We start from the raw sequence: 14,982 nt of genomic DNA, 5'->3' as shown, positions 1-14,982 counted from the left end.
ACCCTTCTAGAGGTAACTCGGCAGAAGTTTGATTTCCCACAGGATCTGATGGGGAGGCATATGGTTGAATGCGCAAAAAAGGGAGTCCATCGTGTTTCAAAAATTGCATCTTGGTCTGGTAGAGCAGGCCCCCCGTTTCTTGCGTCATCCCCTCAAACTGGTGCCCTTCAATCTGCAAAAGCAGGTAATGGAGAGCCTGTTGGCACGGGTATTCAAGGAGGCCATTGAGGATGGCGACTTCGAATTTCTGGCTGGCAAGTGGCTTAAGGTGGAAGTATCCGATCTCGAGCTGTGCTGGTTCATCAGCGAGCAGAAGGGTCAACTGGTTGTGGCGCGCGACTGCGAAAAAGTGGATGTCTGCTTCAGCGGCACTACCAATGACCTCATCCTGATCGCCGGACGCAAGGAAGACCCGGATTCGCTCTTCTTCCAGCGCAAGCTGAAAATTGAAGGTGATACGGAATTGGGTCTGGAAGTGAAAAACCTGATGGATAGTCTGGATCTCGATGGTCTGCCGAGTCTGATGAAGTATCCCTTGATGGACTTGGCGACCTTTATCGAGCGTGCCCGCAACGGGTCAGTTCAGACTGCGATGCAGGCGACGCCGGGCGGGATCCCGTCTTAAGTGGGCTGTCGCCCCGCAGACGTGATGACGGTAGCGGTGCCGGGCCCAAAGACAACGGCATGCCCACAGACAGGGGAGCAATGCAAGCGAGGCAAAGGGGGCGGGTTGCTGCGATATCAGCAGCCCCAAGGCCAGCCAGATAAAGGGTTGTGCCTCGTAGAGCCACTCCGGTTGCAACCAGCGTTTGTCTGGAAAGATGATGAGATCGGTACGGCGATAGCTGGAGCGCATCATCCAGGTGATCGCCCCGACGATAAACAGCAGGCAACCTGCAAACCACAGCAGAGGCTGCTCGCTCAAGGTGATCATGACAATGGCCATCAGCAAATAGAGGCTGGGCAGTCTCTCATAGATATATGGGGGAAGCATGGCTGCGGCACTCCTGTGCTGTTAATCGCTTATCCTTCAAGTTTAGTCATCTCTCACGTTTGCCTCATGCTGGTTTGTTATACAAACTGTCGCGTTAGTGCTGAAATGGCGTTCCTTTAACGGTGCCAAAATAGCGCTTTCTTATGTTATAATTGCGCGCCATTTTTCACCGAAGATTGACTGGGCATGTTGGATCAGATTCGTATTGTTTTGGTAAACACCTCTCATACCGGCAACATGGGCTCTGCGGCACGCGCCATGAAGACCATGGGTTTGACCCAGATGGTGCTGGTTGATCCGCAAGCCTTGCCGGATGGCAATGCCAATGCATTGGCGGCCGGTGCCAGCGATATACTCGCCAATGCCCGAGTCGTCTCTACCCTGGATGAAGCCATCGCCGATTGTGGTCTGGTCATCGGTACCAGTGCCCGTTCTCGCACCCTGAGTTGGCCCATGCTGGATCCTCGCGAGGCGGGTGAAAAAACCGTGGCGGAAGGGGCCAGGCATCGGGTGGCGCTGGTATTTGGCCGTGAACGCACCGGCCTGACCAACGATGAGTTGCAAAAGTGTCACTACCATGTGGCGATTCCGGCCAACCCTGAGTACAGCTCCCTCAACCTGGCCATGGCGGTGCAGACCCTCTGCTATGAGGTGCGTATGCACTGGCTGCAGTCGCAGGAACAAGTCGCTGAAACTAACGATGTGCAAGATTACCCGAGTGCGGCCCAGCTCGAAGGTTTCTACCTGCATCTGGAGCAGACCTTGCTCAAGACCGGTTTTATCACCGAAGATCACCCGGGGCACGTGATGAGCAAGTTGCGTCGTCTCTTCAATCGGGCCCGACCGGAAGCGGTGGAACTCAATATCCTGCGGGGAATTTTGACCTCGGTCCAGAAATCGGGCGTCATCGATTAATCCCGACTAATTTACTCAACCATATACTTGACTGATTTGGTCGGGTATGTGACCATGTGCCCATTAATTGCTTCGCAAGACGGTAAGGCACATGAGACTGACTTCAAAAGGACGTTACGCTGTAACCGCCATGCTCGACGTGGCGCTGCATGCTGAGCAGGGGCCCGTTCCCCTTGCCGATATTTCCGAGCGCCAGGGCATCTCCTTGTCCTATCTCGAGCAACTGTTTGCCCGCCTGCGCAAGCATGGCCTGGTGAGCAGCGTGCGTGGCCCGGGGGGCGGCTATCGCCTCGGTCTGGCGCCAGACGAGATCTCGGTTGGCCAGGTGATCACCGCGGTTGACGAGTCGGTCGACGCGACCAAATGCCTGGGCAAGGGTGGCTGCCACGGTGGCACCCAGTGCCTGACTCACTCCCTGTGGCGGGACTTGAGCGAGCGGATCTCCAGTTTCCTTGGGGATATCACCCTGGCCGAACTGGTTTGCCAGGCCGATGTGCGCCGGATTGCCGGCAAGCAAGATGAACAGATGAAAACTGCGTTGTCCCTTGTTGAACGGGCGGAACGCGGCGATGTGAGCTTGAAAGTCCAACTATAAACGTGCTTTCCACAGCGGGGCGATGTATGACCCGAACTGTGACGGAGAAAAACATGAAATTGCCTATTTACCTTGATTATTCGGCAACCTGTCCGGTGGACCCGCGTGTCGCAGAAAAAATGATGCAGTGTCTGACCATGGATGGCCTGTTTGGCAATCCGGCTTCCCGTTCTCACCGTTTTGGCTGGCAGGCTGAAGAAGCGGTAGATCTGGCTCGTAATCAAGTGGCTGAGCTGATCGGTGCCGACCCGCGCGAAATAGTCTTCACTTCCGGTGCGACTGAGTCTGACAACCTGGCCATCAAGGGCGTCGCTCACTTCTATGCCAGCAAGGGCAAGCACATTATCACCTCCAAGACCGAGCACAAGGCGGTGCTGGACACCTGTCGCCAGCTGGAGCGCGAAGGGTTCGAAGTGACCTACCTCGAGCCGATGCCGAACGGTCTGTTCACCCTCGAGATGATCGAAAATGCCATGCGCGACGACACTATTCTGGTCAGCATGATGCACGTGAACAACGAGATTGGTGTCATCCAGGACATCAAGGGGCTGGGTGAGCTGTGCCGCTCACGCAAGATCCTGCTGCATGTAGATGCCGCCCAGAGCGTGGGCAAGGTCGAGATCGACGTCGAAGCGATGAAGATCGATCTGCTTTCTCTCTCCGCTCACAAGATCTATGGCCCGAAAGGGATCGGTGCTCTGTACGTGCGACGCAAGCCGCGTGTGCGTATCGAAGCCCAGATGCACGGTGGTGGTCACGAGCGCGGCATGCGTTCTGGCACCCTGGCAACTCACCAGATTGTCGGCATGGGTGAAGCCTTCCGTATCGCCAAGGAAGAGATGGCCAGCGAAGGTCAGCGTGTGATGGCACTGCGTCAGCGCCTGTGGGATGGCCTCAAGGACATTGAAGCCGTCTACCTGAATGGTGACCTCGAGCAGCGTGTTTCCGGCAACCTCAACGTCAGCTTTGCCTATGTGGAAGGGGAATCCCTCATCATGGCGTTGAAAGATCTGGCGGTCTCTTCCGGTTCTGCCTGTACTTCCGCCAGCCTGGAGCCCTCCTATGTGCTGCGTGCCCTGGGTCTGAACGACGAGCTGGCTCACAGCTCCATCCGCTTCAGCATCGGTCGCTTCACCACAGAAGAAGAGATCGACTACGCGGTCAAGCTTATTCGTGACTCCATCGGTCGCCTGCGTGAGATGTCTCCCCTGTGGGAGATGTACAAGGACGGCGTCGATCTGAACACGGTCGAATGGGCTCATCACTGATCTCGATGATCGGTGAACAACAGAATTAGCAGGAGTGAGATATGGCTTACAGTGAAAAAGTAATCGACCACTACGAAAATCCCCGCAACGTAGGTGGCTTCGACAAGAACGATCCCAGCATCGCTACCGGCATGGTCGGTGCGCCAGCCTGTGGTGACGTGATGAAACTGCAGTTGAAGATCAGTGACGATGGCATCATCGAAGATGCCAAGTTCAAGACCTACGGTTGTGGCTCCGCCATTGCTTCCAGCTCCCTGGTGACCGAATGGGTCAAGGGCAAGACTCTGGACGAAGCGGCCGGCATCAAGAATACCGACATCGCGGAAGAGCTGGCCCTGCCGCCGGTGAAGATCCACTGCTCCATCCTGGCCGAGGACGCCATCAAGGCCGCCATCGCCGATTACAAGCAGAAGAAAGGTCTTTAAGCGCCGGAGAGCAGTATGGCTATTACCATGACAGATGCCGCAGCGGCACGGGTTTCTTCTTTCTTGGCAAACCGGGGCAAGGGCATTGGCCTGCGCCTCGGCGTCAAGACCACAGGCTGCTCTGGCCTTGCCTACGTGCTCGAGTTCGTCGATGAACTGGCTGATGAAGATCAGGTATTCGAGCAGCATGGCGTCAAGATTATTGTCGATGCCAAGAGCTTGAGCCATCTGGATGGCACCGAGCTGGATTTCGTCCAGGAAGGCCTTAACGAAGGCTTCAAGTTCAACAACCCCAACGTCAAGGGCGAGTGTGGTTGTGGCGAAAGCTTCAGTGTCTAAGAGGTTGGCATGAACCATTTCGAGCTGTTTGGGCTGGTTGAAGGCTTCGAGCTCGATACCCGCCAGTTGGCAGACACCTATCGTCAGCTGCAAACCCAGTTTCACCCCGATCGTTTTGCCACTGCTCCCGAGCGGGAGCAGTTGGCTGCGGTGCAGCGTGCCGCCCAGATCAACGATGCCTTCACGACCCTCAAGGCGCCTCTGCGCCGTGCAGAATATCTGCTCTCCCTGCGTGGCACCGATATTCGCGGTGAACAGCAAACCCTGCAAGACACGGCCTTTCTGATGCAACAGCTGGAGTGGCGCGAGCGCCTGGCCGATCTGAAAGGCGAGGCCGACCCTGAGCGCGCCATCAAGGATTTTCGTCACGAGATCAGGCATGATCACCAGCTGCTGATGCAGCAGCTGACCCGCATGCTCGCCGATGGCGAGGATCTCGCGGCAGCAGATTGCGTTCGCAAACTCAAGTTTGTCGACAAGCTCCTTGAGGAGCTGGAACGATTCGAAGACTCGCTGCTCGAGTCTTGATCCCTTAACGCTGGAAGTTTGATTACCCATGGCATTACTGCAAATCGCCGAGCCCGGCCAGAGCGCCGTTCCTCATCAGCACAAGCGTGCCGTCGGCATCGACCTTGGTACCACCAACTCGCTGGTCGCCGCCGTGCGCAGCGGCCACGCCGATACCCTCAGTGACGAGCAAGGTCGCGATCTGCTCCCGTCCGTCGTGCACTATCAGGCCGACGGGATCCGGGTTGGTTTCGACGCCAAGCGCGAAGCGGCCCTCGATCCTCACAACACCATCGTCTCGGTCAAGCGGATGATGGGTAAGGCGCTGGCTGACATCGACACCCGCCAGCAGCCTTATGAATTTGTGGCTGCCGACAACGGCATGCCCCAGTTGCAGACCCGTCAGGGGTTGGTCAATCCGGTGCAGGTGTCAGCCGAGATCCTGAAAAAACTGGCTGAGCGCGGCGCCCAGACCCTGGGCGGCGATCTGGATGGGGTGGTGATCACAGTGCCCGCCTATTTCGACGATGCCCAGCGCCAGGGCACCAAGGATGCGGCCAGACTGGCCGGTCTGCACGTGTTGCGCTTGCTCAACGAACCGACTGCGGCAGCTATTGCCTACGGCCTCGACTCCGGTCAGGAAGGGGTGATCGCCGTTTACGATCTCGGGGGCGGTACTTTCGATATCTCCATCCTGCGCCTGCACCGCGGCGTGTTTGAAGTGATGGCCACCGGTGGTGACTCCGCCCTCGGCGGCGATGACTTCGACCACCTGCTGGCCGACTGGATCAAGGGGCAGGCTGGTTTGTCCGGCGAGCTGGATGCCCGTTTGCAGCGGGAACTGCTGGATGTGGCCGCTGCCGTCAAGCACGGTCTGACCGATGCTGATGCCGTGCCTTGCTCTTTTGCCGGCTGGCAGGGGGAGGTGACGCGCAGCCAGTTTGACGCGCTCATCACTTCGCTGGTCAAACGGACCCTGCTGGCCTGCCGCCGCGCGCTGCGCGATGCGGGGCTCGAGCAGGTGGAAGTGCTGGAGGTGGTGATGGTGGGGGGGTCCACCCGGGTTCCGCTGGTGCGCGAACTGGTGGGCGAGTTCTTCGAGCGCACCCCGCTGACCAGCATCGATCCTGACAAGGTGGTGGCCATCGGTGCCGCCATCCAGGCCGATATCCTGGTGGGCAACAAGCCGGATGCCGAGATGCTGCTGCTGGACGTCATCCCGCTATCTCTCGGTCTTGAGACCATGGGCGGCCTTGCCGAGAAGGTGATCCCGCGCAATACCACCATTCCGGTGGCCCGCGCCCAGGAGTTCACCACCTTCAAGGATGGTCAGACCGCGATGGCAATTCACGTGGTGCAAGGGGAGCGCGAGCTGGTTGCCGATTGCCGCTCCCTGGCCCGCTTCACCCTGACCGGTATTCCGCCGATGGCGGCGGGGGCCGCCCACATTCGCGTCACCTTCCAGGTGGATGCGGATGGCCTGCTCTCGGTCAGCGCCATGGAGAAATCCTCCGGTGTGCAGGCCGAGATCCAGGTCAAGCCCTCCTACGGGCTGGCGGAAGAGGACATTCTCTCCATGCTGAGCGCCTCCATCGAGAACGCCCAGCAGGACATGGAGGCCCGTATGCTGGCCGAGCAGCAGGTTGAGGCAGATCGCGTGGTCGAGAGCCTCAATGCTGCCCTGGCTGCCGATGGTGAGGCGTTGCTGAACGCGGACGAGCGTGCCGAGATCGACGGGGCAATCGCCCATCTGCTGGCCATGCGCCAGTCGGGCTCCACCAATCAAATCAAAGAGGCCATTGAGGCGGCGGATGCTGCCAGTGGCGAATTTGCAGCCCGCCGGATGGATGCCTCCATCCGCAAGGTGCTGACCGGACAAAACGTCAACAAGGTGTAATATGCCAAAACTGATCATTCTTCCTCACCCCGTGCTCTGTCCGGATGGCGCTGCCCTTGAGGGGCAAAGCGGCGAGACCATCCTGGACGTGGCGCTGCGCAACGGCATCGAGATCGAGCACGCCTGCGAGAAATCCTGTGCCTGTACCACTTGCCACTGCGTGGTGCGGGAAGGTTTTGACTCCCTCGAGCCGAGTGACGAGCTGGAAGACGACATGCTGGACAAGGCGTGGGGACTGGAGCCGGAATCCCGTCTCAGTTGCCAGGCCAAGCTGGCGGACGAGGATCTGGTGGTGGAGCTGCCCAAGTACACCCTGAACCTCGCCTCTGAACGTCATTAATCGGACATGAGTGAATTGCACATGCAGCAACCTGTGGTGCATCAGTGATATGGTGAAGGCCGTGACCCGTGAGGGCACGGCCTTTTTTGTATTCGTGATTTCCCTTTGGCCATGACAAGCGCCAATAAAACAGTGCCAGTGAAGAAGGAAGCAAGAAAAGATGGCTGACATGATGAAGGTAGGGTTGTCCACCCAGGCTGCGGCCGCTCACTGGGGCGAAGGTGCCCTGCTCAGTTTCAACGGTGATGGTGCGTTGATCCATCTCGATCCTGTGTGCCAGGAAAACGAGGTGCTGCGTGCTATTCAACGTGCCGCCCGCCGCCTTGAATCGACCGGGATCAAGCGCATCACACTGGCTGGCGGTGGCTGGGATCTGGAACGTCGTTACGCGTTTGCCCAGGGTTTCTACGCCGCCAAGGGGGAGCGGGAGCTCGACTTTGGTGAGCAACCAGCAGAAGAGGCTCGCGAGCTGGAGGCCCTGCAGAGGGCGACCCGCTGGGTGCGTGACGTCACCAATGGCTGCCCGGAGGAGATCTATCCCATGAGCCTTGCGGAGTCGGCGCTGCTGCTCATTCGCGGCCTGGCTGGGGACAAGGTGACCGCGCGTCTCACCGCTGGCGAGGCATTGAAAGAGTCGGGCCATATCGGGATCTGGTCGGTGGGGCGTGGCAGCGAGCGGGAACCCGTGCTGCTCGAGCTCGACTATAACCCGACCGGTCGTGACGATGCCCCAGTGGCAGCGGCCCTGGTGGGCAAGGGGATCACCTTTGATTCCGGCGGCTACTCCATGAAGTCTTCCGACAACATGTTGCCGATGAAATCCGACATGGGCGGCGCCGCCATGGTCACAGGGGCGCTGGCACTGGCCATCAGCCGGGGGCTCGACAAGCGGGTCAAGCTCATCCTCTGCTGCGCCGAGAACCTGGTTTCCGGCCACGCCTTCAAGCTCGGTGACATCCTTACTTACCGCAACGGTGTTTCGGTCGAGATCCAGAACACAGATGCGGAAGGCCGCCTGGTGCTGGCCGACGGGTTGCTGGCCGCCAGTGAGAGCGGCGCCGCTCACATTCTCGATGCCGCGACCCTGACCGGCGCCGCCAAGATGGCGCTGGGCCGTGATTACAACGCCGTGTTTGCCCTGGACGAGGCCGAGCAGCTGCGTGCGCTGGCCGCCGCCAAAGCCGAAAACGAGAAGGCCTGGCCGCTGCCGCTGGAGTCCTGGCATGCAGGCCAACTCACCTCGGCGTTTGCCGATCTGGGCAATGTCGCCTCGGCGGAAGGAACGGCCGGCGCCACCACGGCGGCGGCATTTTTGTCGCGCTTCGTGCGTGACGAAGGCAAGGGCTGGGTGCACCTGGATCTGGCCGCTTCCTATCAAAAAGCGGGCAACGATCTCTGGGCAACCGGTGCCAAGGGACATGGTCTGCGCACCATCGCCCGCTGGTTGCAGGAGGTGAGTGTATGAACGTCTGGTTATGCCGTGACTTTGCCCCGGCCGAATGGGGGGAGGGGGCACTGCTCTCCCACCGTGCCGATGGCATGGTGATCCACCTGGTGAGCACAAGCCCCCTGCTTGATATCCAGCAGGCGGCGCGCCGCCTCTGCCAGCAGGGGATCCAGAAAGTGACCCTGGCCGGTCACTGGGAACGTGAACAGCAGTGGGCCTTTGCCCAGGGCTTGCAGACCCCCAAGGCCGAGGTGCAACTGCAGTGGGCCATGTCGTCGGAAGAGGACAGGGAGGAACTGGAGGCGCGCTGGCTGTGTGGTCGCTGGGTGCGCGAGATGACCAATGCTACCCCCGAGCAGCTGGGGCCACTGGAACTGGCGGTGGAGGCAGCGGCCTTCATCACCGAGCTGGCGCCGGACAAGGTGAGCCACCGGATCCTCAAGGGGGCCGCCTTGCAGCAGGCGGGCTGGGTCGGCCTCTATCAGGTGGGTCGTGGCAGCGAGCGCGAACCCGTGTTGCTCGAACTCGACTTCAACCCGAGTCGGGATCCCAAGGCGCCGGTGGCGGCGGCCCTGGTGGGCAAGGGGATCACCTTCGACTCCGGTGGCTACTCCATGAAGAGCTCCGAGGGGATGCTCACCATGAAGTGCGACATGGGCGGAGCGGCCATCGTCACCGGTGCCCTGGCGCTGGCCATGCTGCGTGGACTCGACAAGCGGGTGAAGCTGATCCTCTGCTGCGCCGAAAACCTGGTGTCGGGTCATGCCTACAAGCTGGGGGATATCCTCACCTACAAGAACGGTACCACGGTGGAAATCGTCAATACCGATGCCGAAGGGCGGCTGGTGCTGGCCGATGGCCTGCAGCTCGCGAGCGAGTCCGGTGCCCCGCTCATCATTGATGCGGCCACCCTGACCGGCGCCGCCGTGATGGCGCTGGGTGGGCGTTATAACGCCCTGTTTGGTCTGGACAAGTCGTTGGTGAGCCGGGCCATGGCCTATGCAGAGGCAGAGCAGGAGCCGGCTTGGCCGCTGCCGCTCGAGCCCTGGCATCGCCAGCAGTGTCCGTCTCATTACGCCGATACGGCCAACAGTCGTCCGGTCAAGGGAGGCGGGCCGGGTGGCGCCTCCAACGCGGCGGGTTTCCTCTCCCGTTTTGTGGCCAACGAGGGGACTGGCTGGCTTCATATCGATCTGGCCGCCTGCTTCAGCGACAACGGCGACGCCCTCTGGGCGCCGGGGGCCAATACCCTGGGGATGCGCACCATAGCGCACACCTTGCTGGCAGAGGCTGGCTAAACGAAAAGGGCGCCTTGGGCGCCCTTTTTCATGGTGCTGGAATAATGAGCAAAAGATGGCTTTTTAAGCGCTTCATAGGATTATCGTGCACAAGCGCACATATTTTCTGGCCTGGCTCGGCCAATATGGCCCTGATGTTGACTGCAAGAACGCTATTTTTAATAAAAAGTTGCCAAACTGTGTGTTTTTTGGGTTTTTGTTTACGTATAATCGCCAGCGAACATGGATTCTAACAATAAACCTCTGTAGTTAAGGAAAGATCTCAATGGCCATCGAACGTACTTTCTCTATCGTCAAGCCGGATGCTGTCAGCAAGAACTTGATCGGTGCCATCTACAACCGCTTCGAGAGCGCAGGCCTGAAAGTGGTTGCCGCCAAGATGCTGCACATGAGCAGCGAACAGGCCGCCGGTTTCTATGCCGAGCACCAGGGCAAGCCCTTCTATGACGGCCTGGTCAGCTTCATGACCTCGGGTCCTGTCATGGTGCAGGTGCTGGAAGGCGAAGATGCCATCCGCCGTCACCGTGAAATCATGGGCGCGACCAACCCGAAAGAGGCCCTGGCCGGTACCCTGCGTGCCTGCTATGCCGAAAGCATCGATCGCAACGCCGTTCACGGCTCTGATGCCCCGGCCTCTGCCGCCCGTGAAATCGCCTACTTCTTCTCCGATGACGAGATCTGCCCGCGCGGCTGATAAGGTCCGGGTGATATGACAAAGGGAGCCTCGGCTCCCTTTGTTGTTTTCGCCTCCGGTGCAATATCCCTCTATTCTCCAGGTAGAAAGCCAGACCCATAATTTGTACAATGCCGCCCCCTGACATCGTCAGCCAATAATTGATGAAGTGTTTGAACCGAGGCCATTGATGAGCGAAACAAAAATCAACCTGCTGGATCTTGATCGGGATGCCATGCGCGCTTTTTTCGTCGAACTGGGCGAGAAGCCATTCCGGGCAGATCAGGTCATGAAGTGGATCTATCACTTTGGTTGTGATGATTTCGATCAGATGACCAACGTCAACAAGGTGCTCAAGGAGCGCCTCAAGGCCATCGCCGAGATCAAGGCCCCCGAGATCAGCCGTGAGCAACGCTCCTCTGACGGCACCATCAAGTGGGCGCTGCAGGTAGGGGACCAGGAAGTGGAGACCGTCTACATTCCCGAAGACGATCGCGCCACCCTGTGCGTCTCCTCCCAGGTAGGTTGTGCGCTGGAATGCAAGTTCTGCTCCACCGCCCAGCAAGGCTTCAACCGCAACCTGAAAGTCTCCGAGATCATCGGCCAGGTGTGGCGTGCCGCCCGGGTTGTCGGTGGCAAGCGTCCCATCACCAACGTGGTAATGATGGGGATGGGCGAGCCGCTGCTCAACCTGGCCAACGTGGTGCCTGCTATGCGCCTGATGATGGATGACTACGGCTTTGGCATCTCCAAGCGCCGGGTGACCATCTCCACTTCCGGGGTGGTGCCGGCGCTGGACATGCTGGGGGATCAGATCGACGTGGCCCTGGCCATCTCCCTGCATGCGCCCAATGACAAGCTGCGCTCCGAGATCATGCCGATCAACGACAAGTACAACATCGAGGACTTCCTCGCCGGGGTGCGCCGTTATCTGGCCAAATCCAATGCCAACGGCGGTCGGGTGACCGTGGAATATGTGCTGCTCGATCATATCAATGACGACATGCAGCACGCCCACGAGCTGGCCAAGGTGCTGAAAGACACCCCGAGCAAGATCAACCTGATCCCGTTCAACCCCTTCCCGGGAAACCCCTACGGTAAGCCGAGCAACAGCCGTATCGATCGCTTCTCCAAAGTGCTGATGGAGTACGGTTTCACCGTGATCGTCCGCAAGACCCGGGGTGATGACATCGATGCCGCCTGTGGTCAGCTGGTGGGGGATGTGATCGACCGCACCAAGCGCACCATCAAAAATCGGATGCAACAGGATGGGATTTCCGTCAAAATGGTTTAATTGCTAAGCCATTGTATAGACAGGGAATGGATACACGTACATTGATCGTAGTGGCAGCGCTCTGTGCGCTGCCAGGCTGTGTGACCGAGACCACTTACGCTGGCCAGAATTCGACCCAGCGTGAAGTGGGCCCCGACCTCAAGGCGGCAGCCCAGACTCGCCTGGATTTGGGTATTCAATATCTGCGTCAAGGCAATGCCGAACAGGCCAAGTTCAACCTTGACCGCGCCCTCCAGTATGACCCCTCCAATCCCCAGGTTCAGATCGGCTTTGCCTACTTCTACCAGAAGGTGGGGGATTTCAAGGCGGCTGAAACCAGTTACAAGAATGCCTTGGCCATGGATCCGTCCAATGCTGACGCAATGAACAACTATGGAGCCTTCCTGTGCAACCGGGGGCGCTATGATGAGGCGGACAAGGCGTTCAACCAGGCGGTCACCCAGCCCGGGTACGTGAAAATAGCCGATACGTACGAGAATGCGGCGCTTTGTGCCCTGCAAAATCGCAGAAATGATAAAGCCGGCGAGTACTATCGTCTGGCCTTGGGGTATAATCCTCGCGATCCAAGGTTATTGCTGGACTTGGCCGAACTTTCCATGAAAGATGGCAAGCTACCTGACGTGCAGTCCTACCTCGCCCGTTTTGCCGATGTATCGGACGAAAACGAAGCGAGTCTCTGGTTGAGATTGCGGCTGGCGCAGGCCATGGACAAACCGGCATTACTTCACCAATTCGGGACTGAGCTGGTAAGGCAATATCCCACTTCGCAACAAGCCAAGCGTTACTTAGCCAATGACTACTGAACAGCAACACGATTTCCAAGACGATTCCCAGGCAGTGGGCCCAGGCCAGCTGCTGCGCAACGCCCGTGAACAGCTCGGATGGACACGAGAGCAGGTTGCGTCTCGCATTCATCTTCGTCTGACCCTGATTGCCGCCATTGAATCGGATACTTACGACAAGCACACGTCCCATACCTTTATCCGTGGCTATCTGCGTACCTATGCCAAGCTGGTCGGGATCCCCGAAGAGACCATACTGGCGGCTTACGACAAGCTGGGTCTGACGCCCCCCGACAACATCGACATGCAGAGCTTCTCCCGCCGTTCCCGCCAGCAAGCCAACGACAGTCGGCTCAAGGTGGTGACCTGGCTGGTGATCCTGGTGCTGATCGGCCTCTCCGTTGCCTGGTGGTGGCAGAGCACGGCCCGTCGCTCCGCAGGTGACGAAGCCCTCGCTGCTACCGAGATGAGCGCCTCAACCTCCGTTGCAGCCACAGACACTGTGCCGGGAGCCGAGAGCCTGGCGCCGGTGACCGATGCAACTGAGCCTGTCATCGACGCTGCAGCGCCCGCTGCCGTCTCCGATGCGACTGGCACCCTGGCGCCTGAGGCGGCGGTCCTGCCTGAGGAAAATCCCAGCGCCGCCGTCAGCACCCAGGCTGAGAGCAGCACATCTGATGTGACCGCGACCGACGAGAGCGCTGTGAGCGAGCCGGCCAGCGCGCCCCAGCTCAAGATGAGTTTTACCGCCGATTGCTGGCTGGATGTCAAGGATGCCAATGGCAAGACCCTGTATAGCGGTCTGAAGAAGGCAAACGACGAACTGGTGCTGGAAGGCGCCGAGCCGCTGAAATTGATCGTTGGCGCGCCCATGGCCGTCAAGCTCGAATACAAGGGCCAGTCGTTTGATATGAGTCGTTACAACAACGGCCGTACTGCCCGCTTCTCACTGCCGCAGGAGTAATCTCTCAGTCATGTCCGCTCACGAATCTCCCATTATTCGTCGTCAATCCCGGCAGATCATGGTTGGCAATGTACCGGTTGGGGGCGATGCCCCCATCACGGTGCAGACCATGACCAACACCAAGACCACGGACGTGGCCGCCACCGTCGAGCAGATCCAGCGGATCGAACGGGTCGGTGCCGATATCGTCCGGGTCTCCGTGCCTACCATGGAGGCGGCGGAAGCCTTCAAACTCATCAAGCAGCAGACCCGAATTCCCATCGTCGCCGATATCCACTTCGACTACCGCATCGCCCTGAAAGTGGCCGAGTACGGGGCCGACTGCCTGCGCATCAACCCGGGCAACATCGGCAATGAGCAGCGGGTGCGTGCCGTGGTCGACTGCGCCCGCGACCTCAACATCCCGATCCGCATCGGGGTCAATGGCGGGTCGCTGGAGAAGGATATCCAGGAGAAGTACGGCGAACCGACCCCGGAGGCGCTGGTGGAATCCGCCATGCGTCACGTGGATTATCTGACCCGTCTCGACTTCCAGAATTTCAAGGTGAGCGTCAAGGCCTCCGATGTGTTCCTCGCGGTCGGCGCCTATCGTCTGCTGGCCAAGCAGATCGAGCAGCCGCTGCACCTTGGCATCACTGAGGCGGGCGGTTTCCGTGCCGGTGCGGTCAAATCCGCCATCGGCCTTGGCATGCTGCTGAGCGAGGGCATTGGCGATACCCTGCGCATCTCCCTTGCCGCCGATCCGGTGGAAGAGATCAAGGTGGGCTTCGATATCCTGAAATCCCTGCGTATCCGCTCCCGTGGCATCAACTTTATCGCCTGTCCCTCCTGCTCCCGTCAGGAGTTCGACGTCATCGGCACGGTCAACGAGCTCGAGCAGCGTCTCGAGGACATCATCACACCGATGGATGTCTCCATCATCGGCTGCGTGGTGAATGGTCCGGGGGAGGCGCTGGTTTCCGATCTGGGGCTGGCCGGGGCGGCCAACAAGAGCGCCTTCTACGAGGGGGGCCAACGGGTCGATCGGCTCGACAACAAGGATCTGATCCCGACCCTGGAGCGTCGCATTCGCGCCCGGGCGGCCATGCTGGATCCCGCCAACCAGATCCTGCTGGACAAGGATTGAGCGAAACGGGGCCACATTCGGTGGCCCCGTGTCCAGGTGACTGATTTTACATCCCGCATCCGGATTCCCTGATTTTACCTCGGGGGTGAAAATCCCTATAATGCGGCCAAATTTTACC

17 protein-coding genes are annotated in these 14,982 nt (G+C 59.4%); 16 read left to right on the top strand and 1 reads right to left on the bottom strand.

Going from position 1 to position 14,982, the window contains the following annotated elements; genetic code table 11:
* The first annotated feature begins 91 nt into the window (after positions 1 to 91).
* Complete coding sequence (locus tag ACB028_RS12390; RefSeq protein WP_042025951.1) at positions 92 to 625, top strand: SCP2 domain-containing protein; 534 nt, start codon at positions 92 to 94, stop codon at positions 623 to 625.
* Here the strand turns inward: ACB028_RS12390 and ACB028_RS12385 are convergent.
* Positions 578 to 994 carry a hypothetical protein gene (locus tag ACB028_RS12385; RefSeq protein ID WP_026457687.1) on the bottom strand — a complete coding sequence of 139 codons (417 nt, stop codon included), beginning with the start codon at positions 992 to 994 and terminating at the stop codon, positions 578 to 580. The two genes, ACB028_RS12390 and ACB028_RS12385, sit on opposite strands and share 48 nt — an antisense overlap.
* A 186-nt stretch (positions 995 to 1,180) precedes the next feature.
* Here ACB028_RS12385 and trmJ point away from each other — a divergent pair, with 186 nt between their 5' ends.
* The 15 genes from trmJ (at position 1,181) to ispG (ending at position 14,864) form a co-directional block, all read left to right on the top strand.
* Complete coding sequence (gene trmJ / locus ACB028_RS12380; RefSeq protein WP_371144411.1) at positions 1,181 to 1,909, top strand: tRNA (cytosine(32)/uridine(32)-2'-O)-methyltransferase TrmJ; 729 nt, start codon at positions 1,181 to 1,183, stop codon at positions 1,907 to 1,909.
* A gap of 91 nt (positions 1,910 to 2,000) precedes the next feature.
* The gene (gene iscR / locus ACB028_RS12375) at positions 2,001 to 2,504 is read left to right on the top strand and encodes a Fe-S cluster assembly transcriptional regulator IscR (protein WP_026457689.1); all 504 of its coding nucleotides are present in this window, start codon (positions 2,001 to 2,003) and stop codon (positions 2,502 to 2,504) included.
* A gap of 53 nt (positions 2,505 to 2,557) precedes the next feature.
* Complete coding sequence (locus ACB028_RS12370) at positions 2,558 to 3,772, top strand: IscS subfamily cysteine desulfurase (protein ID WP_042025954.1); 1,215 nt, start codon at positions 2,558 to 2,560, stop codon at positions 3,770 to 3,772.
* A gap of 41 nt (positions 3,773 to 3,813) precedes the next feature.
* Positions 3,814 to 4,197, top strand: coding sequence for a Fe-S cluster assembly scaffold IscU (gene iscU / locus ACB028_RS12365; protein WP_005299770.1), 384 nt, complete (start codon positions 3,814 to 3,816; stop codon positions 4,195 to 4,197).
* Positions 4,198 to 4,212: 15 nt separating this feature from the next.
* Positions 4,213 to 4,536 (top strand): iron-sulfur cluster assembly protein IscA, encoded by a 324-nt coding sequence (gene iscA, locus ACB028_RS12360; protein WP_371144410.1) that lies wholly within the window; start codon positions 4,213 to 4,215, stop codon positions 4,534 to 4,536.
* Positions 4,537 to 4,545: 9 nt separating this feature from the next.
* Positions 4,546 to 5,064: a co-chaperone HscB gene (hscB, locus tag ACB028_RS12355; protein WP_026457930.1), complete on the top strand. Its 519-nt coding sequence runs from the start codon at positions 4,546 to 4,548 to the stop codon at positions 5,062 to 5,064.
* A gap of 28 nt (positions 5,065 to 5,092) precedes the next feature.
* A complete protein-coding gene (hscA, locus tag ACB028_RS12350; protein WP_371144409.1) occupies positions 5,093 to 6,940 on the top strand; it encodes a Fe-S protein assembly chaperone HscA in 1,848 nt (615 codons plus the stop codon).
* A gap of 1 nt (position 6,941) precedes the next feature.
* Complete coding sequence (gene fdx / locus ACB028_RS12345) at positions 6,942 to 7,280, top strand: ISC system 2Fe-2S type ferredoxin (protein ID WP_005333808.1); 339 nt, start codon at positions 6,942 to 6,944, stop codon at positions 7,278 to 7,280.
* Between the two features lie 160 nt (positions 7,281 to 7,440).
* Positions 7,441 to 8,745 (top strand): aminopeptidase PepB, encoded by a 1,305-nt coding sequence (pepB, locus tag ACB028_RS12340; RefSeq protein ID WP_371144408.1) that lies wholly within the window; start codon positions 7,441 to 7,443, stop codon positions 8,743 to 8,745.
* The gene (gene pepB, locus ACB028_RS12335) at positions 8,742 to 10,025 is read left to right on the top strand and encodes an aminopeptidase PepB (RefSeq protein ID WP_371144407.1); all 1,284 of its coding nucleotides are present in this window, start codon (positions 8,742 to 8,744) and stop codon (positions 10,023 to 10,025) included. The genes pepB (ACB028_RS12340) and pepB (ACB028_RS12335) overlap by 4 nt, the downstream gene beginning before the upstream one ends.
* A gap of 265 nt (positions 10,026 to 10,290) precedes the next feature.
* On the top strand, positions 10,291 to 10,719 hold the full coding sequence (ndk, locus tag ACB028_RS12330) for a nucleoside-diphosphate kinase (protein WP_026457648.1): 429 nt from the start codon (positions 10,291 to 10,293) through the stop codon (positions 10,717 to 10,719).
* A gap of 169 nt (positions 10,720 to 10,888) precedes the next feature.
* Positions 10,889 to 11,992, top strand: a complete 1,104-nt coding sequence (locus tag ACB028_RS12325; RefSeq protein WP_042025961.1) for a bifunctional tRNA (adenosine(37)-C2)-methyltransferase TrmG/ribosomal RNA large subunit methyltransferase RlmN — start codon at positions 10,889 to 10,891, stop codon at positions 11,990 to 11,992.
* Between the two features lie 11 nt (positions 11,993 to 12,003).
* Positions 12,004 to 12,795: a PilW family type IVa pilus biogenesis/stability lipoprotein TapF gene (tapF, locus tag ACB028_RS12320; RefSeq protein WP_156130408.1), complete on the top strand. Its 792-nt coding sequence runs from the start codon at positions 12,004 to 12,006 to the stop codon at positions 12,793 to 12,795.
* Positions 12,785 to 13,738: a cytoskeleton protein RodZ gene (gene rodZ / locus ACB028_RS12315; RefSeq protein ID WP_371144406.1), complete on the top strand. Its 954-nt coding sequence runs from the start codon at positions 12,785 to 12,787 to the stop codon at positions 13,736 to 13,738. The genes tapF and rodZ overlap by 11 nt, the downstream gene beginning before the upstream one ends.
* A gap of 10 nt (positions 13,739 to 13,748) precedes the next feature.
* Positions 13,749 to 14,864, top strand: coding sequence for a flavodoxin-dependent (E)-4-hydroxy-3-methylbut-2-enyl-diphosphate synthase (gene ispG / locus ACB028_RS12310; RefSeq protein ID WP_042025965.1), 1,116 nt, complete (start codon positions 13,749 to 13,751; stop codon positions 14,862 to 14,864).
* Positions 14,865 to 14,982 lie beyond the last annotated feature (118 nt).

It is taken from the genome of Aeromonas sp. S9(2024) (assembly GCF_041403185.1).
GTDB lineage: Bacteria > Pseudomonadota > Gammaproteobacteria > Enterobacterales > Aeromonadaceae > Aeromonas > Aeromonas enteropelogenes.
The sequence above is the reverse complement of the archived record's forward strand: the minus strand, read 5'-3'. Positions and strand labels throughout refer to the sequence as shown.